The organism is Enterobacter huaxiensis, assembly GCF_003594935.2.
In the GTDB taxonomy this organism is placed as follows: domain Bacteria; phylum Pseudomonadota; class Gammaproteobacteria; order Enterobacterales; family Enterobacteriaceae; genus Enterobacter; species Enterobacter huaxiensis.
This window is the reverse complement of record NZ_CP043342.1, coordinates 1,179,038-1,197,955: the sequence shown is the minus strand read 5'-3', so window position 1 is coordinate 1,197,955 and position 18,918 is coordinate 1,179,038. Positions and strand designations below refer to the sequence as shown.

The 18,918-nt window shown below is 51.0% G+C and carries 22 protein-coding genes, 1 tRNA gene and 1 other RNA gene; 12 read left to right on the top strand and 12 right to left on the bottom strand.

The features are described from left to right. Positions 1-4: 4 nt before the first annotated feature. The gene (locus tag D5067_RS05840; protein ID WP_119938476.1) at positions 5-490 is read left to right on the top strand and encodes an OmpA family protein; all 486 of its coding nucleotides are present in this window, start codon (positions 5-7) and stop codon (positions 488-490) included. A gap of 2 nt (positions 491-492) precedes the next feature. Here the strand turns inward: D5067_RS05840 and D5067_RS05835 are convergent, their stop codons facing one another. The 7 genes from D5067_RS05835 to ffh all read right to left on the bottom strand — a co-directional run bounded on the left by D5067_RS05835 (position 493) and on the right by ffh (position 5,912). Beyond that, a complete protein-coding gene (locus D5067_RS05835) occupies positions 493-1,863 on the bottom strand; it encodes a PepSY-associated TM helix domain-containing protein (RefSeq protein WP_119938477.1) in 1,371 nt (456 codons plus the stop codon). A 39-nt stretch (positions 1,864-1,902) separates the two neighbouring features. Next, the gene (locus D5067_RS05830; RefSeq protein ID WP_119938478.1) at positions 1,903-2,307 is read right to left on the bottom strand and encodes a DUF2946 domain-containing protein; all 405 of its coding nucleotides are present in this window, start codon (positions 2,305-2,307) and stop codon (positions 1,903-1,905) included. Positions 2,308-2,440: 133 nt separating this feature from the next. Continuing rightward, positions 2,441-2,788 carry a 50S ribosomal protein L19 gene (gene rplS / locus D5067_RS05825; RefSeq protein WP_006178051.1) on the bottom strand — a complete coding sequence of 116 codons (348 nt, stop codon included), beginning with the start codon at positions 2,786-2,788 and terminating at the stop codon, positions 2,441-2,443. Between the two features lie 43 nt (positions 2,789-2,831). Further along, on the bottom strand, positions 2,832-3,599 hold the full coding sequence (trmD, locus tag D5067_RS05820; protein ID WP_119938479.1) for a tRNA (guanosine(37)-N1)-methyltransferase TrmD: 768 nt from the start codon (positions 3,597-3,599) through the stop codon (positions 2,832-2,834). Between the two features lie 31 nt (positions 3,600-3,630). Continuing rightward, on the bottom strand, positions 3,631-4,170 hold the full coding sequence (gene rimM, locus D5067_RS05815; RefSeq protein WP_119938480.1) for a ribosome maturation factor RimM: 540 nt from the start codon (positions 4,168-4,170) through the stop codon (positions 3,631-3,633). A gap of 15 nt (positions 4,171-4,185) precedes the next feature. Further along, the gene (gene rpsP / locus D5067_RS05810; protein ID WP_022649067.1) at positions 4,186-4,434 is read right to left on the bottom strand and encodes a 30S ribosomal protein S16; all 249 of its coding nucleotides are present in this window, start codon (positions 4,432-4,434) and stop codon (positions 4,186-4,188) included. Positions 4,435-4,550: 116 nt separating this feature from the next. Continuing rightward, a complete protein-coding gene (gene ffh / locus D5067_RS05805; RefSeq protein ID WP_119938481.1) occupies positions 4,551-5,912 on the bottom strand; it encodes a signal recognition particle protein in 1,362 nt (453 codons plus the stop codon). A gap of 166 nt (positions 5,913-6,078) precedes the next feature. Here ffh and D5067_RS05800 point away from each other — a divergent pair, with 166 nt between their 5' ends. Both D5067_RS05800 and D5067_RS05795 read left to right on the top strand, forming a co-directional pair. Continuing rightward, positions 6,079-6,870 carry a cytochrome C assembly family protein gene (locus D5067_RS05800; RefSeq protein ID WP_063865323.1) on the top strand — a complete coding sequence of 264 codons (792 nt, stop codon included), beginning with the start codon at positions 6,079-6,081 and terminating at the stop codon, positions 6,868-6,870. An 18-nt stretch (positions 6,871-6,888) separates the two neighbouring features. Next, entirely contained in the window at positions 6,889-8,175 is a 1,287-nt protein-coding gene (locus tag D5067_RS05795; RefSeq protein ID WP_119938482.1) for an HlyC/CorC family transporter, read from the top strand. A 52-nt stretch (positions 8,176-8,227) separates the two neighbouring features. Here D5067_RS05795 and grpE read toward each other — a convergent pair whose 3' ends face one another. Beyond that, positions 8,228-8,821: a nucleotide exchange factor GrpE gene (gene grpE / locus D5067_RS05790; RefSeq protein WP_148102656.1), complete on the bottom strand. Its 594-nt coding sequence runs from the start codon at positions 8,819-8,821 to the stop codon at positions 8,228-8,230. 122 nt (positions 8,822-8,943) lie between these two features. On the opposite strand from grpE, the gene nadK reads away from it, so the two are divergent. The 3 genes from nadK to bamE all read left to right on the top strand — a co-directional run bounded on the left by nadK (position 8,944) and on the right by bamE (position 12,046). After that, positions 8,944-9,822, top strand: coding sequence for an NAD(+) kinase (nadK, locus tag D5067_RS05785; RefSeq protein WP_119938484.1), 879 nt, complete (start codon positions 8,944-8,946; stop codon positions 9,820-9,822). Between the two features lie 85 nt (positions 9,823-9,907). Next, positions 9,908-11,569 carry a DNA repair protein RecN gene (recN, locus tag D5067_RS05780; RefSeq protein WP_119938485.1) on the top strand — a complete coding sequence of 554 codons (1,662 nt, stop codon included), beginning with the start codon at positions 9,908-9,910 and terminating at the stop codon, positions 11,567-11,569. Positions 11,570-11,707: 138 nt separating this feature from the next. Beyond that, a complete protein-coding gene (bamE, locus tag D5067_RS05775) occupies positions 11,708-12,046 on the top strand; it encodes an outer membrane protein assembly factor BamE (protein WP_014884883.1) in 339 nt (112 codons plus the stop codon). Between the two features lie 108 nt (positions 12,047-12,154). Here the strand turns inward: bamE and D5067_RS05770 are convergent, their stop codons facing one another. After that, positions 12,155-12,442 carry an RnfH family protein gene (locus D5067_RS05770; protein ID WP_119938487.1) on the bottom strand — a complete coding sequence of 96 codons (288 nt, stop codon included), beginning with the start codon at positions 12,440-12,442 and terminating at the stop codon, positions 12,155-12,157. Further along, positions 12,432-12,869 (bottom strand): type II toxin-antitoxin system RatA family toxin, encoded by a 438-nt coding sequence (locus D5067_RS05765; protein ID WP_199746135.1) that lies wholly within the window; start codon positions 12,867-12,869, stop codon positions 12,432-12,434. The genes D5067_RS05770 and D5067_RS05765 overlap by 11 nt, the downstream gene beginning before the upstream one ends. Before the next feature lie 156 nt (positions 12,870-13,025). On the opposite strand from D5067_RS05765, the gene smpB reads away from it, so the two are divergent. The 3 genes from smpB to D5067_RS05750 all read left to right on the top strand — a co-directional run bounded on the left by smpB (position 13,026) and on the right by D5067_RS05750 (position 15,008). Further along, on the top strand, positions 13,026-13,508 hold the full coding sequence (gene smpB / locus D5067_RS05760; protein ID WP_006178063.1) for an SsrA-binding protein SmpB: 483 nt from the start codon (positions 13,026-13,028) through the stop codon (positions 13,506-13,508). A gap of 89 nt (positions 13,509-13,597) precedes the next feature. Then, positions 13,598-13,960, top strand: a transfer-messenger RNA (tmRNA) gene (gene ssrA, locus D5067_RS05755). A gap of 953 nt (positions 13,961-14,913) precedes the next feature. Further along, positions 14,914-15,008 (top strand) — tRNA-Pro (locus D5067_RS05750). A gap of 104 nt (positions 15,009-15,112) precedes the next feature. On the opposite strand, the gene D5067_RS05745 is transcribed toward D5067_RS05750, so the two are convergent. After that, a complete protein-coding gene (locus tag D5067_RS05745) occupies positions 15,113-15,433 on the bottom strand; it encodes a hypothetical protein (RefSeq protein WP_119938490.1) in 321 nt (106 codons plus the stop codon). After that, positions 15,433-15,672: a hypothetical protein gene (locus D5067_RS05740; protein WP_119938491.1), complete on the bottom strand. Its 240-nt coding sequence runs from the start codon at positions 15,670-15,672 to the stop codon at positions 15,433-15,435. The genes D5067_RS05745 and D5067_RS05740 overlap by 1 nt, the downstream gene beginning before the upstream one ends. Before the next feature lie 319 nt (positions 15,673-15,991). Between D5067_RS05740 and D5067_RS05735 the strand changes: the two genes are divergently transcribed. The 3 genes from D5067_RS05735 to D5067_RS05725 all read left to right on the top strand — a co-directional run bounded on the left by D5067_RS05735 (position 15,992) and on the right by D5067_RS05725 (position 18,865). After that, on the top strand, positions 15,992-16,855 hold the full coding sequence (locus tag D5067_RS05735) for an arginase family protein (RefSeq protein WP_119938492.1): 864 nt from the start codon (positions 15,992-15,994) through the stop codon (positions 16,853-16,855). Between the two features lie 87 nt (positions 16,856-16,942). After that, positions 16,943-17,515 carry a TetR/AcrR family transcriptional regulator gene (locus tag D5067_RS05730; protein WP_119938493.1) on the top strand — a complete coding sequence of 191 codons (573 nt, stop codon included), beginning with the start codon at positions 16,943-16,945 and terminating at the stop codon, positions 17,513-17,515. 291 nt (positions 17,516-17,806) lie between these two features. Beyond that, positions 17,807-18,865, top strand: coding sequence for a phage exclusion protein Lit family protein (locus D5067_RS05725; RefSeq protein ID WP_133302845.1), 1,059 nt, complete (start codon positions 17,807-17,809; stop codon positions 18,863-18,865). Positions 18,866-18,918 lie beyond the last annotated feature (53 nt).

The following is an 18,918-nucleotide window of genomic DNA, read 5'->3' as shown; positions in this document are numbered from 1 at the left end:
CGATATGTTAAAGCGACACTTCACGCCGTTATTACTGGCATCCCTGTTTCTCGCAGGTTGCCAGACGCCGCCTGAAGGCAAATTCTCACCCGAGCAAATTGCGGCAATGAAGTCCTACGGCTTTAACGAACTGAACGGCGACTGGTCGCTTGGGCTGTCGGACAAAATCTTGTTTGATAAAAATGACGCCAGACTGCGTCCGGACAGTGAAACGCAGATCGGAACGATGGCTTCACGCCTGGCCGCAACCGGCTTAAACCATGCTCGCATGGATGGCCACACGGATAACTACGGTGAAGAGAGTTACAATGAAGCGCTCTCGCTAAAGCGCGCAAATGTCGTTGCAGACGCATGGGCGAAAGGCGCTGACATTCCGCGTAGCAATCTGACTACCCGGGGGTTAGGCAAAAAATACCCTGTGGCCAGCAACAGCACCGCGCAAGGGCGCGCTGAAAACCGCCGCGTTGCGGTGGTCATCAGCACGCCGTAAGTTTATTTAGCGGACGATTCGGCGAGCGACACGCCTGATGCCGCTCGCCAGCGCAGCCAGTCAATGATAATAAACACCGCCAGGCTAACGCCCATTACCGGCAGCGCCAGCCCCAGCAGTACGCCTGGTACCAGCGTCGCCCCCCTTCCCCAACGCGGCAACGCCAGCCAGCTTTGGCAGAGCGTCTGCACGGGACTGATTGCTGACTTTTTAGGGCGCCGCATCCACCACATCCGATATCCCCATATAATCAGCACGCACAGGGCAGTACCAAACGCGATGAGTACCAGCTGATTAACCAGGCCAAACAAGATCCCCATATGGAAATCCACGCCCCAGCGGGTGAGTTTTGCCATTAACGGAAAATCATCAAACCGGGTTCTGTCGGCTACCAGCATGGTGTTCGGATCAACCGCAACGGCATCCACCTGCGTAGGCCAGCTACGATCGATTTCCGTTACCGTCCAGGCCTGACCAGGCATTCTTGCCGGGCGGATCTCAAGCCTGCTGGCCTCGATCCCTGCATAACGGGCGGCGCGCAATACGCCGTCAAACTTCGCCAGCTCTGTCGTCATCTCGGGCATTTCCATCCCACCGTGGTGACCGCGATGTTCGGCGTGTTCGTCCATCACCGCCGGCGCACCGGAGAGCGTCGTATTCACCTGCGGCGTCAGCCAGTTCATCCCGGCGCGCAGTTTATCAACGTTCCCCCCTGCCCACTGGGACCATGTCAGCCCGGTTGCGGAAAATAACAGCATTCCCCCCAGCAGGCTCCAGCCCAGGATGACGTGCAGACGACGGCGATGCTGAAAGCGATTGTTCATCCGGCGCTTTGGTCGGGTATAGAACCACAGGCCAATCCCCCCCAGGGCGGAAACCCACATCCAGGAGGCAGCCAGTTCACTGTAGAGCCGCCCGGCATCGCCCATCATTAACGAATTGTGCAAGTAATCAATTTTCTGGCGAAGGGGCAGGATCCCGCTGGTGCCGTAAACCGTCATGTCTCCACGCACCGCAAGGCTTACCGGATCGACAAAAACGGCACGATGTTCAGACGGCCCTAGCGCCGGGTCAGCAAACATCACCCGGGTGGTTTCGCCATTCGTCAGGCCCGGGCGGACGGCATGTAAACGGAGATCGTCACCCACCGTTTTTTCCGCCACGGCAATTTGCTCTGCCAGCGGCTGCCGCTCACCCACGGCGTCCGAGTGAAGCGCCTGACGATAAACCGCATTTTCCAGCTGCGGCGTCGCCACATACAGCGTACCGGTCAGTGCGGCAAAGAAGATAAACGGGCCGACAAACAGCCCGACATAGAAATGGAGTCGACGCAGCAGGTTTCCCCATGCCGCGCGCGGAGTGCAGGTAGTCATACTTTTCCTTTTTAAGGCAAAAAGTTATCGATTTTATTTTTAAAGGGAAAAAGCAAACCTATGCGGCGGGGCGCGGGTATCGGGATAGAGCCAAGGGAAAAAGTGCCAGTGGCTGACCGTCTGGCGAGGCGGCTTAACGCAGAGCCTTTGCAATACTATGCTCAGCAGGACGATCAGCGCCAGCATCATGCCCGGCACATGGGCGAGCAGCACGCAGTAGCCGCAGGCCTCCGCGTGGTCAACGGGCATGGAATGCTGCATGTCGCCATGATGTTCATCCATCGACATCATGCTCATATCATGATGCATACCCGGCATGACGCTCATGGGATCTTTTTGCAGCGAGACGGAGATAAGCGGGGCTATCACGATCAGCAGGATCGCAAACAGCGCGGTCAATGCCGCTGCGCGTTTCCAGCCGTGCTGATGCAGTACGTTATCCACTTATCCTCCACAAAAGAGGCAAGCATTGTAAATGATTTATGTCGAAAGGGTTAATGCGAGAGGTGCGGTGGAATAAAAAAAGGGCCAACCTTCTCGGCCAGCCCTTTTTAACAGGATGTTGCTTAAGCGAATCTTAGTTCAGACGCTCTTTGATACGAGCTGACTTACCAGTACGCTCACGCAGGTAGTACAGTTTAGCTTTACGTACAGCACCACGACGTTTAACAGCAATGCTGTCAACTACCGGAGAGTGAGTCTGGAAGACACGCTCAACGCCTTCGCCGTTGGAAATTTTACGAACAGTGAATGCAGAGTGCAGACCGCGGTTACGAATAGCGATAACCACGCCCTCGAATGCCTGCAGACGTTTTTTGGAACCTTCAACAACCCATACTTTCACTTCCACGGTGTCACCTGGACGGAAGGAAGGTACGTCCTGCTTCATCTGCTCTTGTTCAATTTGCTTAATGATGTTGCTCATAATTTAATCTCTTATCCTGGGTAAACTGATATTCGGGAGCGTATTACGCATTCCCTTCATGTTCATGCTGCTGGTGCGCGTGTTCAGTTTTGAACTCGGCCAGCAACTTTGCTTGCTCTTCAGTCAGAGCCAGGTTTTCCAGAAGTTCAGGTCTTCTAAGCCAGGTTCGGCCCAGCGACTGCTTCAAGCGCCAGCGACGTATCTCGGCATGGTTTCCAGACAGTAACACTGCCGGGACGTCCATCCCTTCTAACACTTCAGGTCGAGTATAGTGTGGACAGTCCAGCAATCCATCGGCAAACGAATCTTCTGTTGCCGAAGCTTCATGTCCCAGTACACCCGGAATAAACCGGGCAACAGAGTCAATCAGCGTCATTGCGGGTAACTCACCACCGCTGAGAACGTAATCGCCGATAGACCATTCTTCGTCAATCTCGGTTTGTATTACGCGCTCATCTATCCCTTCATAGCGTCCACAGACCAGAATCAGCTTTTGATTCGTCGCCAGTTCGCTCACGCCCGCTTGATCAAGCTTGCGTCCCTGAGGTGACAGATAAATCACCTTTGCGCCTTCACCTGCCGCGGCTTTTGCTGTGTGAATGGCGTCCCGTAAGGGTTGCACCATCATTAACATCCCCGGTCCGCCGCCGTAAGGACGATCGTCCACGGTACGGTGCCGGTCATGAGTAAAGTCACGAGGACTCCAGCTCTGGATGTTCAGCAGGCCATTTTTTACTGCCCGGCCAGTTACCCCGTAATCGGTAATCGCGCGGAACATTTCAGGAAACAGGCTAATTATGCCAATCCACATAGCGCCGTCTTTTACCGTTTATCCGGAGAATTTAAAAACCAGGATCCCAATCTACTTCAATCGTTTGAGTAGTGAGATCGACATTCTTGATAACCTGTCCATCGAGGAACGGAACCAACCGCTCCTTGATGCCAAATGCATCTTTCAGGTTTGCCTTAATGACGAGAACGTCATTTGACCCGGTTTCCATCATATCAATGACTTTTCCCAGGCTGTAGCCGTCGGTAGTGACCACCTGGCAACCCATAAGGTCTTTCCAGTAGTAGTCACCCGCTTCCAGCTGCGGCAACTGCGACGAATCCACGACAATTTCACAATTAGTCAGCGCATTCGCGGCATCACGATCGTCAACGCCTTTCAGCTTGATGACGATATCCTGATTGTGGTGACGCCAGCTTTCCAGCTCGACCTCTTCCCACTTACCGGCCTTCTGGATAAACCAGGGCTGGTAATTAAAAATGCTTTCAGCGTCTTCAGTGGAGGAAAACACTCTGAGCCAACCACGGATACCGTAGCAAGAACCCATTTTTCCCAATACGATCGGTTCAACAGGTGCTTTATTGCTCATCATGACCACCGTGACAGATTAAGCTGCTTTGTTTGCTGCTTTGATCAGCGTAGCAACGCGATCGGAAACAGTAGCGCCCTGGCCAACCCAGTGAGCGATACGATCCAGATCCAGACGAGTTTCTTCTTCTGCGCCAGAGGCCAGTGGGTTGAAGAAACCAACGCGCTCGATGAAGCGGCCGTTGCGTGCATTACGGCTGTCAGTTACAACAACCTGGTAGAACGGACGCTTTTTAGCGCCGTGACGAGCTAAACGAATAGTAACCATAACATCCTCTTGTGTGAATAAAACAACCGGGCCCCATCGAGGAACGGAGCCCGGGTGTCATATTAAAAGCCCGAAAATTTTACTCATTTTCGGGCAAAAAGCAATCTCAAAAGCGATTATCGCCCAGGAAAACCGGGTGGCATCATGCCCTTCATGCCGCGCATCATCTTCGCCATGCCGCCTTTCTTCATTTTCTTCATCATGCGCTGCATGTCGTCGAACTGCTTCAGAAGGCGGTTTACGTCCTGTACCTGCATGCCGCAACCCGCCGCGATACGGCGCTTGCGGGAACCTTTGATGATCTCTGGCTTCGCACGCTCTTTCAGCGTCATCGAGTTGATGATGGCCTCCATGCGCACCAGCACCTTGTCATCCATCTGCGATTTCACGTTATCAGGAATTTGGCCCATGCCCGGCAGTTTGCCCATCAGGCTTGCCATGCCGCCCATGTTTTTCATCTGACGCAGCTGTTCCAGGAAGTCGGTCAGATCGAATCCGTCACCTTTTTTCAGCTTGCTGGCGAGCTTTTCCGCCTGGGCGCGGTCAACCTTGCTCTCGATATCTTCAATCAGCGACAGCACGTCGCCCATGCCGAGGATACGGGAGGCAATACGATCCGGATGGAACGGCTCCAGCGCTTCGGTTTTCTCACCGACGCCGAGGAACTTGATCGGCTTACCGGTGATATGACGAATGGAGAGCGCCGCACCGCCGCGGGCATCGCCGTCCACTTTAGTCAATACGACACCGGTTAACGGCAGCGCTTCGTTAAACGCTTTTGCGGTATTGGCCGCATCCTGACCGGTCATGGCATCAACAACAAACAGGGTTTCTACCGGGTTGATAGAAGCATGCACCTGCTTGATTTCGTCCATCATCGCTTCGTCAACGTGCAGACGACCGGCGGTATCCACCAGCAGCACATCGTAGAATTTCAGCTTCGCTTCTTTCAGCGCGGCATTAACGATGTCGACAGGTTTCTGAGCAACGTCGGACGGGAAGAAATCTACGCCCACCTGCTCAGCCAGGGTTTCCAGCTGTTTAATCGCCGCCGGGCGATACACGTCGGCAGATACCACCAGCACTTTTTTCTTGTGCTTCTCGCGCAGGAATTTACCCAGCTTACCGACGCTGGTCGTTTTACCCGCACCCTGCAGGCCCGCCATCAGCACAACAGCCGGAGGCTGAGCGGCCAGGTTCAATACCTGGTTTTCTTCGCCCATCGCCGCAACCAGTTCCTGGCGAACGATTTTGACGAATTCCTGGCCCGGGGTCAGGCTTTTGTTAACTTCATGACCAACCGCTTTCTCTTTAACGCGGCTGATAAAATCACGCACGACCGGCAGCGCCACGTCGGCTTCGAGCAGCGCCATGCGAACTTCGCGCAGCGTCTCTTTAACATTTTCTTCGGTAAGGCGTCCGCGGCCGCTGATGTTGCGCAGCGTGCGCGACAAACGATCGGTTAAATTATCAAACATTGTCTCTCGCCTGGGGTAGAAACGTTGGGTCGCATGAGCGACACATACACAGAATTTTGCCGGAGTATAACATGAAGGCGCCTTTGTTGTTATGCAACGGTTGGAGCACGCGTCACGTAACGTTATACTGCTTCTCTTTCTTATTAAGACAACTGTCGACGCCTATATGCCTGTTTTCGCACTGATCGCCCTTGTTGCCTACTCTGTCAGCCTCGCGCTGATCATTCCTGGCCTGCTGCAAAAAAACAGCGGCTGGCGGCGCATGGCTATTCTTTCGGCGGTGATCGCACTGATAAGCCATGCTTTTGCGCTGGAATCGCGCATCATTCCTGGCGACGGCAGCGTGCAAAACCTGAGCGTATTGAACGTGGGCTCGCTGGTCAGCCTGATGATCTGTACGGTAATGACCATTGTCGCCTCCAAGAACCGAGGCTGGCTGCTGCTGCCGATCATATACGCCTTTGCGCTGATCAACCTCGCCTTAGCCACCTTCATGCCTAATGAATTCATTACGCATCTGGAAGCCACGCCGGGAATGTTAGTGCATATTGGCCTGTCGCTGTTCTCATACGCGACGCTGATCATTGCCGCGCTCTACGCCATGCAGCTTGCCTGGATTGACTACCAGTTGAAGAACAAAAAGCTGGCCTTTAATCATGAGATGCCGCCGCTGATGGTGATAGAGCGTAAGATGTTCCACATCACTCAGGTGGGTGTGGTTCTGCTGACGTTAACGCTCTGCACTGGACTGTTTTATATGAAGAACCTGTTCAGCGTGGAGAATATCGATAAAGCGGTCCTCTCCATCATCGCGTGGTTTGTCTATATTGTCCTGTTATGGGGCCATTATCATGAAGGCTGGCGCGGTCGTCGCGTGGTCTGGTTCAACGTAGCGGGCGCAGGCATTCTTACTCTTGCCTATTTTGGCAGCCGCTTCATACAGCAATTTGCTGGCTAAGTAACAAAGGAGTTCCCCCTGGAACACATCTCTACCACCACGCTGATCGTTACGCTGATCGTCATGGTGGTCATCTCCGCCTATTTCTCCGGCTCGGAAACCGGCATGATGACGCTGAACCGCTATCGGTTACGTCACCGCGCTAAGCAGGGTAACCGCGCCGCACGTCGTGTTGAAAAGCTGCTGCGCAAGCCAGACCGCCTGATTAGCCTGGTGCTTATCGGGAACAACCTCGTGAACATACTCGCCTCTGCGCTGGGCACCATCGTCGGGATGCGCCTGTACGGCAACGCCGGCGTCGCCATTGCGACCGGGGTACTGACGTTTGTGGTTCTGGTGTTTGCTGAGGTCCTGCCAAAAACCGTCGCCGCGCTTTATCCGGAGAAGGTTGCCTATCCGAGCAGCTTCCTGCTGGCGCCGCTGTTAATTCTGATGATGCCGCTGGTCTGGCTGCTGAATATGGTCACTCGCCTGCTGATGCGCATGGTCGGTATCAAAGCGGACGTCACCATCAGCAGCGCGCTCAGCAAAGACGAGCTGCGCACCATCGTGAATGAATCCCGCTCGCAGATCTCCCGTCGCAACCAGGATATGCTCCTGTCGGTGCTGGATCTGGAAAAGGTGAGCGTTGACGACATCATGGTGCCCCGTAACGAAATCGTCGGGATTGATATCAACGACGACTGGAAGGCCATTGTTCGTCAGCTGACGCACTCACCGCACGGACGCATTGTGCTTTACCGCGACTCGCTGGATGACGCCATCAGCATGCTGCGCGTGCGTGAAGCCTATCGCCTGATGACTGAGAAAAACGAGTTCACCAAAGAGGTCATGCTCCGCGCCGCTGACGAGATTTATTACGTGCCGGAAGGCACTCCCCTCAGCACGCAGCTGGTGAAGTTTCAGCGCAATAAGAAGAAAGTCGGCCTGGTGGTCGATGAGTACGGCGATATTCAGGGGCTGGTAACGGTCGAAGATATTCTGGAAGAGATTGTCGGTGACTTCACGACCTCAATGTCCCCTTCCCTTGCAGAAGAAGTGACGCCGCAAAACGATGGCTCTGTGCTGATTGACGGCAGCGCGAACATCCGTGAACTGAACAAAGCCTTTAACTGGCATCTGCCGGAAGATGAAGCACGGACGATGAACGGCATGATTCTGGAAGCGCTGGAAGAGATCCCGGCGGCAGGTACGCGGGTTCGAATTGAGCAATACGATATTGATATCCTGGACGTACAGGACAACATGATTAAGCAGGTGAAGGTCCTGCCCGTTAAACCGCTACGCGAAAGTATCGCCGAGTAATGTTGTAGGCCGGGTAAGGCGAAGACGCCACCCGGCACTACGGGCAGGCAAATTACGCTTTCGCTTTCGCCACCGTCACCATCGCGGCGCGAATAGTACGGCCGTTCAGGGTATAACCTTTCTGCATCACGCCCAGCACTTTACCGGCTTCAACGTCTTCTGACTCCACCATCGCAATCGCCTGGTGAACGTTTGGATCCAGCGGTACGTTGGTATCGGCAATCACTTCCACGCCAAACTTACCTACAACATCAAGCATGGATTTCAGCGTCAGTTCAATACCTTCGATCATGGCCGCGTTGTCAGGATTCGCTTTATCCGCCACTTCCAGCGCGCGATCCAGGCTATCGATCACCGGCAGCAGTTCGTTGACGAATTTCTCCAGCGCAAATTTATGCGCTTTTTCTACGTCCAGTTCAGTACGGCGACGCAGGTTTTCCATTTCCGCTTTGATGCGCAGCACGCCATCGCGTTCACGATTTTGCGCTTCTACCAGCTGAGCTTCCAGATTGGCAATTTTTTCATCACGCGGGTCCACCTGCTCAGCAGACGCGTCTGACTCTACGGCCTCAACGTTATCGTGCTGTTCCGTGATAATTTCTTCAGGGGCTTGCCCCTCAGGCGTTTTCTGTTCTTTACTACTCATGAATTTCTCCGCGTTTTTCTGCATTCATCTCGCTAACTTCGCTTATTATGGGGATCAGTTTCCGGGATTCAAGGGAACAAGACAGATTGTCATCATTCATCAGGCACAAGGACCTCCAGAAAATGAATAATCATTTCAGGTGTATTGGGATCGTCGGGCATCCGCGTCACCCTACCGCATTGACGACACATGAAATGTTGTATCGCTGGCTGTGTGGCAAAGGCTATGAAGTGATGGTTGAGCAACAAATTGCCCAGGAGCTGCAGCTTAAGGGCGTCAAAACCGGCACGCTGGCGGAAATCGGCCAACAGGCGGATCTCGCCGTGGTGGTCGGCGGCGACGGCAATATGCTGGGTGCGGCCAGGACCCTGGCTCGCTACGACATTAAGGTTATCGGCATCAACCGCGGCAATCTCGGTTTCCTGACCGACCTCGACCCGGATAACGCCCAACAGCAGCTTGCCGACGTGCTGGAAGGCCACTATATTAGTGAAAAACGTTTTCTGCTTGAAGCGCAGGTCTGCCAGCAGGACTGCCCGAAGCGCATCAGCACCGCTATTAACGAAGTGGTTCTCCACCCCGGTAAAGTGGCGCACATGATTGAGTTCGAAGTTTATATCGACGAAATCTTTGCCTTCTCGCAGCGCTCGGACGGGCTGATCATCTCGACGCCGACGGGCTCTACCGCCTACTCGCTCTCCGCCGGGGGGCCAATCCTGACGCCGTCGCTTGATGCCATCACTCTGGTGCCGATGTTCCCGCACACGCTCTCCGCCCGACCGCTGGTGATTAACGGTGACAGCACGATACGCCTGCGCTTCTCGCATCGCCGTAATGATCTTGAGATCAGCTGCGACAGCCAAATCGCACTGCCCATCCAGGAAGGGGAAGACGTGCTCATCCGCCGCTGTGATTACCACCTGAATCTTATCCACCCGAAAGATTACAGTTATTTCAACACATTAAGCTCCAAGCTTGGCTGGTCAAAAAAATTGTTCTGATTTTGCATCCAGCACTTTACTGTATAAAAAACCAGTTTATACTGTATGTAAACACAGTTATGGTTTTTCATACAGGAAAACAATTATGCTGGCACAACTGACCATCAGCAACTTTGCCATTGTTCGTGAGCTTGAAATCGACTTCCACAGCGGCATGACGGCGATTACCGGGGAAACCGGCGCAGGTAAATCCATTGCCATTGATGCCCTCGGCTTGTGCCTTGGCGGCCGCGCAGAGGGTGACATGGTGCGCCGGGGCGCAACCCGTGCAGACCTCTGCGCCCGCTTCTCCCTGAAAGACACCCCAGCAGCGCTGCGCTGGCTGGAAGCGAACCAGCTTGAAGACGGGCGTGAGTGTTTACTTCGCCGCGTGATCAGCAGCGACGGACGGTCCCGTGGCTTTATCAACGGTACAGCGGTCCCTCTTTCACAGCTCCGCGAGCTCGGCCAGCTGCTTATCCAGATCCACGGTCAGCACGCGCACCAGCAGCTCATCAAGCCCGAGCAGCAGAAAGCCCTGCTTGATGGCTATGCAGGTGAGCACGCACTTACTCAGCTGATGGCGGAGCACTATCGCCAGTGGCACCTGAGCTGCCGTGAACTCGCGCAGCATCAGCAGCAGAGCCAGGAGCGGACTGCCCGCGCGGAGCTGTTGGAATATCAATTAAAAGAGCTAAACGAATTTGCCCCGCAGGCGGGTGAGTTTGAGCAGATCGACGAAGAATACAAACGTCTGGCCAACAGCGGCCACCTGCTCTCAACCAGCCAGACCGCGCTGAACCTGCTGGCCGATGGCGAAGACGTCAATCTTCAAAGCCAGCTTTATAACGTGCGCCAGCTGATGACTGAACTGGCAGGAATGGACAGCAAACTTTCTGGCGTACTGGACATGCTTGAAGAGGCTGCGATTCAAATCTCTGAAGCCGGTGACGAGCTGCGCCACTACTGTGAACGTCTGGATCTCGACCCGAACCGTTTGTTCGAACTTGAGCAGCGTATTTCCCGTCAGATTTCGCTGGCGCGTAAGCACCACATTACGCCGGAAGAGCTCCCCGTCTTCTATCAGTCTCTGCTTGATGAGCAACAGCAGCTCGACGATCAGGCTGACTCACAGGAAACGCTATCTCTGGCGGTGAACCTGCACCACCAGCAGGCACTGGCCACGGCGAAACAGCTGCATGATATACGCCTGCACTATGCGCAGGAATTAAGCCAGCACATCACCGAAAGCATGCACGCGCTGGCCATGCCGCACGGCGTGTTCACTATCGATGTCCGCTTCGAAGAGAATCACCTGACGGCGGAAGGTGCAGATCGCATCGAATTCCGCGTAACCACGAACCCGGGACAGCCTTTACAGGCGATTTCTAAAGTCGCCTCGGGCGGCGAGCTGTCGCGTATCGCCCTGGCGATTCAGGTAATTACCGCACGTAAGATGGAAACTCCGGCGCTGATTTTCGATGAAGTAGACGTAGGGATCAGCGGTCCGACGGCTGCCGTGGTGGGTAAACTGTTACGTCAGCTGGGTGAATCAACGCAAGTCATGTGCGTTACCCACCTGCCGCAGGTTGCGGGCTGTGGTCATCATCACTTTATCGTTAGCAAAGAAACGGATGGCGAAATGACCGAAACGCACATGAAACCGCTGGATAAACGCTCCCGCTTGCAGGAGCTGGCACGCCTGCTTGGTGGTAGCGAAGTCACCCGTAACACCCTCGCAAACGCGAAAGAACTGCTGGCGGCATAAACTTTTTCGGGATCTCAGGGTCATAGAGAACAACAAAAACGCCGCCAGACCGGTTTCAAAGTGGGGCAAGGTCTATTATCATCGGCATATTACATATGAGCCGCGTTCTGCTCGGGCCCGAAAAGGAATCAAATCACTATGCGTTGTAAAATGCTGACCGCTGCCGCAGCGGTTCTTCTGATGTTGACCGCAGGCTGTTCCACTCTGGAGAAAGTGGTTTACCGTCCTGACATCAACCAGGGGAACTACCTTACCCCTAACGATGTGTCCAAAATCCGTGTGGGGATGACACAACAGCAGGTCGCTTATGCACTGGGAACCCCGATGATGTCCGATCCATTCGGCACAAATACCTGGTTCTATGTATTCCGTCAGCAGCCAGGCCATGAAGACGTGACCCAGCAGACCCTGACGCTGACTTTCAGCAGCGCCGGTGTGTTGACCAACATCGACAACAAGCCTGCCCTGACCAAATAATCCATCGTCAGAAACGCAAAAAGGTGCTCAATGAGCACCTTTTTTGTATCTGAATTCTTACGCAGAATCGTAGCCCCGGTAAGCGAAGCGCCACCGGGGGAGAAAGCGTTACTTACCCGATTTTTCCGCTCGCTGACGGCGCAGCTCTTTCGGATCAGCAATCAGCGGACGATAAATCTCAACCCGATCGCCATCCTTCAGCGCATCAGCAAGCTTTACCGGACGGCTATAAATCCCGACTTTATTCTTCGCCAGGTCAATGTCGCTACGCAGTTCCAGTATGCCGGAAGCACGAATAGCTGCCTCAACGGTCGCCCCCTCTTCCAGGGTTACGCGCTGCAGGTATTGCTTCTCCGGTAGCGCGTACACCACTTCCACGGCAATCTTATGCGACACTGTAAACCTCTTTGGCGCGGGTGGTGAATGCCTGAACCATATTGGAAGCCAGCTCTTTAAAGATGCGGCCGAATGCCAGCTCAATCAGCTTATTGGTAAACTCAAAATCCAGATGGAATTCGATCCGGCAGGCATCCGCGCTCAGAGGCGTAAACTTCCAGCCGCCCATCAACTTTTTAAACGGGCCATCCACCAGATGCATCAAAATACTCTGATTATCGGTCAGCGTATTGCGGGTGGTGAACGTCTTGCTGATCCCCGCTTTGGAGACATCGACTGCCGCAGTCATCTGAGTCGGGCCAGATTCCAGCACCCGGCTGCCGGTACATCCCGGAATAAACTGCGGATAAGCGTTAACATCGTTCACTAACTGATACATTTGTTCCGCGCTGTAAGGGACAAGCGCAGTACGGCTAATCTGAGGCATAGCATTTTCCATGGTCACACAACCGACAAATTATAACATTTATCACCTGTTAAAAAAACGCTAAGCCTCATCTCGTGCTAATATAGCGCGTTAGACCTCACAGGACGCGATGAGGTGACTTTTTGAAATCAGATTACCGACGGCTTTACGACAACTATGACGAAGAAAAAAGCACATAAACCAGGCTCGGCGACCATTGCGCAAAACAAGCGTGCTCGTCACGAGTATTTCATCGAAGAAGAATTCGAAGCTGGCCTTGCGTTACAGGGCTGGGAAGTGAAATCGCTGCGTGCCGGGAAGGCAAACATTGGCGATAGCTACGTGATCCTGAAAGATGGCGAAGCCTTCCTGTTCGGCGCGAACTTTACGCCGCTGACCGTCGCCTCTTCACACTACGTGTGCGATCCAACGCGCACCCGTAAACTGCTGCTGAACAAGCGTGAACTGGAATCCCTCTACGGACGTATCAACCGTGAAGGCTTTACCGTGGTTGCGCTCTCTATGTACTGGAAAAATGCCTGGTGCAAAGTGAAAATCGGCGTTGCAAAAGGTAAGAAACAGCACGACAAGCGTACTGATCTGAAAGAACGTGAGTGGCAGCTCGACAAAGCACGTATCATGAAAAACGCAGGACGTTGATTCTGCGCACTTATTGTACTATTCAATAAGTTAGCGTTTCGGGCTGGTAACCAGGAAGTGAAATCTGGTATACTCAGTTCAACACTATTGGGGCTGATTCTGGATTCGACGGGATTTGCGAAACCCAAGGTGCATGCCGAGGGGCGGTTTGCCTCGTAAAAAGCCGCAAAAAAATAGTCGCAAACGACGAAAACTACGCTTTAGCAGCTTAATAACCTGCTAAGAGCCCTCTCTCCCTAGCTTCCGCTCTTAAGACGGGGATCAAGAGAGGTCAAACCCAAAAGAGATCGCGCGGATGCCCTGCCTGGGGTTGAAGTGCTAAAACTAATCAGGCTAGTTCGTTAGTGGCGTGTCTGTCCGCAGCTGGCGTGCGAATGTAAAGACAAACTAAGCATGTAGTACCGAGGATGTAGAAATTTCGGACGCGGGTTCAACTCCCGCCAGCTCCACCAATCATGATTGGACAGTGATAGGACGTCACTGGCAATAACAGGAAGTTAGTAGTCTCAGCAGGACACCGACCAGACGGTGAGGGGACAAAAAAGGATACGCAAAGGAGCCGCGGCTCCCGAGTGACATGAAAGCCCGCTTATGCGGGTTTTTTTGCATAGAGGTTCAAAATGTCTTCGTCAATCAAACAACAAATCAAAGATCGTGAAGAAAGCGTTGCCTCTATACATAAATGTTTCGCTAATGCATTACATTGCTATGTAATCCATTATTCATGCGAATCTTTTTATGATGTTCATGGCGGAAAGTCGACTAGGATAACATCGATAGCTGTGCGTAACTTAGGCAATGCACAAACAGACCACTGGGCGCTAAATCGGTCAGCTGAGCTACTGAAGCTCGACATATCAAATCCGGCTAATCTTGATATTCTCGAGAAGGACCTTCTTGATAATTTCTTCGCCTTTTTAAAGCGTTACGGCAACTGCACTTTCCTTCATTGGAACATGCGTGATAATAACTATGGTTTTCAGGCCTTGCAGCATAGATATGCAGTGCTTGGCGGAGAACCATTTGTGCTGACAGACGATAGAAAGTTGGATCTTGCAAGAGCAACAACTTCAATTTACGGACGTAACTATATAGATCATACAGCAAAAAACGGCAGGGCCGGAAGATTGATGGCACTTGTTGAAAAGAATAATATTGCTGATAAAGACGTTATGACAGGCCAAGAAGAAGCTGATGCATATGTTAATGGTGAGTATAGAAAACTAGAAATGTCCACTCTCCGCAAAGTGGATATCTTATGCAACATAGCCGAACGAATTAATGACAAAAGCCTCGAAACAAATTCTCGTTGGTATAAGCCAAGAAGCTTCCATCCATATTGGCTATTGACTAGAGCAAAAGAACACCCACTCATCATTGGTGCCGCTGTAATCAGTATCATCATCGGAGTAGTAAATCGAGGATACGAGTTCTATTCCAATATTCATCACTGACATGGGGTGTCGGGGGTCGGAGGTTCAAATCCTCTCGTGCCGACCAAAAACACATTTAAAACCAGCCTTTTACGGCTGGTTTTTTCTTGTCTAAATTTCGCACGGGGAAGTATTGGGGAAAAATGGGGGAATTATTCACGTCATTTTGCACTACATGACCGGGCAATCATCTTGTTGTGTACGGTGTATAAAAAACGTTACCCGCCCTAAGACCCCAACCTCTTCCAGAGCGGTTCCCTCTATCGCCTCCCCATCATCAGTGATGAGTGCCTTCCCCATCAATTTTGCGAATTGCGTATGCCCGTCACAGAGGATCAACAACACATCACCCTGTGTCTTCTTCGTAACAGGCTCAATGACTGCGTACCCAACTTCAGTTTCAAGCACCCTGCTATCAGGTCCTATACTGCAGAGAACGACAGGTGATAATCGTTGCTCAACGTAATCCATGGCCGGCGAGGGAAATCCCATTAGAAAACCCTCCCCATGTTGCGCAGGATCCAGTAACGGTTATCACTGCCGTCGGTGGTCTTGTCGGCGAAGTCAGGCTGGTAACGCTCAATCCATGCGTTTGCATCGGCACGGCTAAAGTGCCAGCTGAACTCCCTCAATTTCCCGATGAAGCTGTCAGTGCTCAGGTAGCGGTAGCCCTTTGGATTAAGCTGTATAGCCGATTGAAATGCTGTCTGTATATCTGCTGTGCGTGGCATATTCACCCCACAAAATACTGTACATAAACACAGTATCATATTGACAGCTCTATTGGTCAATACAGGTATTAGCTATCAATTTCCCTCCGTGTGCAAGTTGCTGCACAGGGCTTAACCTAAGCTGACAGTCCGCTCTGTGCCATAAGCGGACTTTGGTTGAAACCAGTCTGCAGAAATGATTTTTTCCCTTTAGGTTAACTTAATGTGCCGTGCTGCTTGCGTGAAAACGATGAGTGCGCAAAAATGAATGAGCGTTCATTCAATTATGGGTGGTGACTCACTCAAATCAGTCCGTTGTTAAAACAAGCGAAGGTAAATTATGACTAGTAAAACGCTCAGACTTTTATTTCCACAATGGCAGGGTGGTAATAATCCCCCCTATCATCTTGGGTCGCTTCTTCTCTCGTATCTTTCCCCCGAATCGGATGGCCCCGTTGAGTCAGTTCCTGTAGATGAGCCCACAGCGGAGCCGCTTGATAAAGTGGATGGCATCACTGCTAAGCCTCAAATTGTCAGGCAGCAAAGCGATGCAGCCGCTCTGATTAAGAAACATGATCCCGATTCAATTGTCGTTTTTGGTGGCGATTGCCTGGTGTCACTGGCTCCTTTTGCCCATCTCCTCAATAAATACGGTGATAAACTGGGTGTGCTCTGGATTGACTCTCATCCTGACGTGCAGACTGCAAGACAATATCCGAACGCCCATGCCCATGTTCTTGGAGCGCTAATTGGAACCGGTGATAAGGATTTAGTTGCTCATGTATCAACCAGACTTAACCCTACAAAAATAATGATTGCAGGTATCCACGATCCACTGCCTTATGAATCTGAATACCTTGCCAATCATGGCATTGAGACGATAGGTCCTGAAAAGGTTAAAAACGACGCTAAAGACGTCACTGAATGGATCAAGAGAGAAAATATTGAACATCTGGCAATACACATAGATCTGGACGTTCTCGATCCGTCACTGTTCCGTTCGGTTCTTTTCGCCATGCCCGGCAGAGGAGTACATGACTTTGGTGATGTTGCAGAAGGTAAACTATCCATTGACGATGTTCTGAATCTGATAGCTCAGGCAACCTCAAAAGCGGAACCTGTCGGCCTTACACTTGCTGAACATTTACCCTGGGATATGCTGAATCTGAAGAATATGCTCAGTGCGTTACCGCTTATGAAGTAATATCTGATTCTGGGGTCAGAGTTCAACACTGGCTCCAGAAAAAAACGCGTTTACGCCGGTGCCCTGGATTAAAAAATAGTAGTCAACATGTTAAAGAAAACCGAAACCTACCATAAGCTGATTACCGCTGCCGCAGCCTGCTTTGCAGAAAAAGGCTTTAGTGCGACAAGCGTACGTGAAATTTCTACCCGGGCAGGGATCAGCCAGGGAGCGATGTACACGTACTTCAAAAGCAAGGATGACCTTATCAAGGCAATCGTTCTTGAAGAGCAAAATTCTGCTTTGACCGCTCATAGTGCTCCGTCTAACGGCACTTACTACGAGCGCCTTTGCGCGCAGGTTACTTCGTGCATAAGCGATGTAGGCTATCCGGTTACCCATCAGCTGTGGGTTGAAATCATGGCGGAGTCTGCGCGGAACCCTGAATTGCAGAAAACGTATATCTCCAGTGATACCGTCATGCGGCAAAGTATTGCGGGAATTATCGCGGACGGTATTGCGGCGGGAGAGTTTCGCAAGGATATTCACCTTGAGGAAGTCACGATAATCCTTTTTGCCTTTATTGATGGTTTAATCGCGCGCAAGGCTATTAACGCATCCTTCTCTTTCACTCGCGATTTGCCTACGTTTTTTGAGCTAATGTCAAAATTATTGAAATAATGCTACACCGGTTCAGTCAAAACGATTGCGCTCTAATCACAAAGGTCCGCTTTTCGCTCAAAACTGCCTGTCATGCTTGCTTAAAAAACAGGCTTAACGTAGGCTATTTTCCGTTTTCCAAGCGGACCCCATAAGTGGCGCATTAGGCACAAGTGGTTGAGGGGATGGGAAGCCATAACGTCAAATGATTTTGACAGTGACAACGCAGTTTTCAGTTATGCATATGGCCACTTTTTAAAAAGTGATTTTTCAAAAAATAGAAATACATAACAAATTTTCTAATGGTGCCAAATGGAAAGTATCGCGCTATACAACTGGGCTACAAGTGTTTTGTCTTCTATTACTGAAGATTTGAATGATCATTACTATAAAGAAATTAATGGCAGTCTCGCTTTACAATTTGAAACTACAGATATTGTGAACGCAAGAGCTTTAGTTTACTCAGAGCGTGATGAACCACCAAGGCATGCTATATCAATCACATATAAATTAATCCGATCATTATATGATGATGCTGCTGCTTTTGTAGATTATGTTCACTCGGGTAAAGATGACGAAGCTTATGATATGTGGTTTAACGGGCAAACCAACTTTACCACATTAAGAGATGAGTGGGATAAAACTAATTTCACTAAAAACATTTTTCTAGCAGGTTTGACATGGGTTTTTTTTCATGAGTTAGGACACTTAACTCAGGGTCATTTATTTATAAGGAACAGGTATAGCTCCGATATTAATGTAATGTCTGAAATTCACTTAAATAATTTATCATCAGACAATAACGATGCATCTGCCATTTGGCACGCAACTGAACTTGCAGCCGATTATTTTTCCACATACATGTGTGTAGTAGAAATTGTTCGACAACTTGCCATTAATGAAAATTGCGAATTGGCAATTTGCTTTTTGACATGTGGTATATCATTAATGTTACACCGTTTTCAAGGCGAAAAATTTTATGAGGTTCAAACAGAACCAGTTGGTACACATCCTAGGCCATTCGTAAGGCTTGAAATGATCGTGCCTTTAATTTTTGAAATACTTTCTATTACAAACACAGATCAACGTCGTAGTTATGTGCTTGCAGGTGTTGAATCGGCCAACAGGGTTGGACTGTTCTGGATAAGAAAGACTGGAATAATGGAGGGTATTCCTGAACATTATCTTATCGAAGGTACATTGAACCGGCCTGGAGTTGTTGAGTATTTGAGGCATATCATTTTTATTTGGGATAGCATTTCATCTGAAATCTCTGAGATGTTCACTTTTGGCACAAAAAAAATGCTTCTCAACTTCACGAATGTACTTCGGACTGCACCAGATTTGAATGATGATACACAGGAAAAATAATGCTGCTCAGTGTTAATTAACAATTCGCATAATATAGGGGTTCTTTGCAGGAA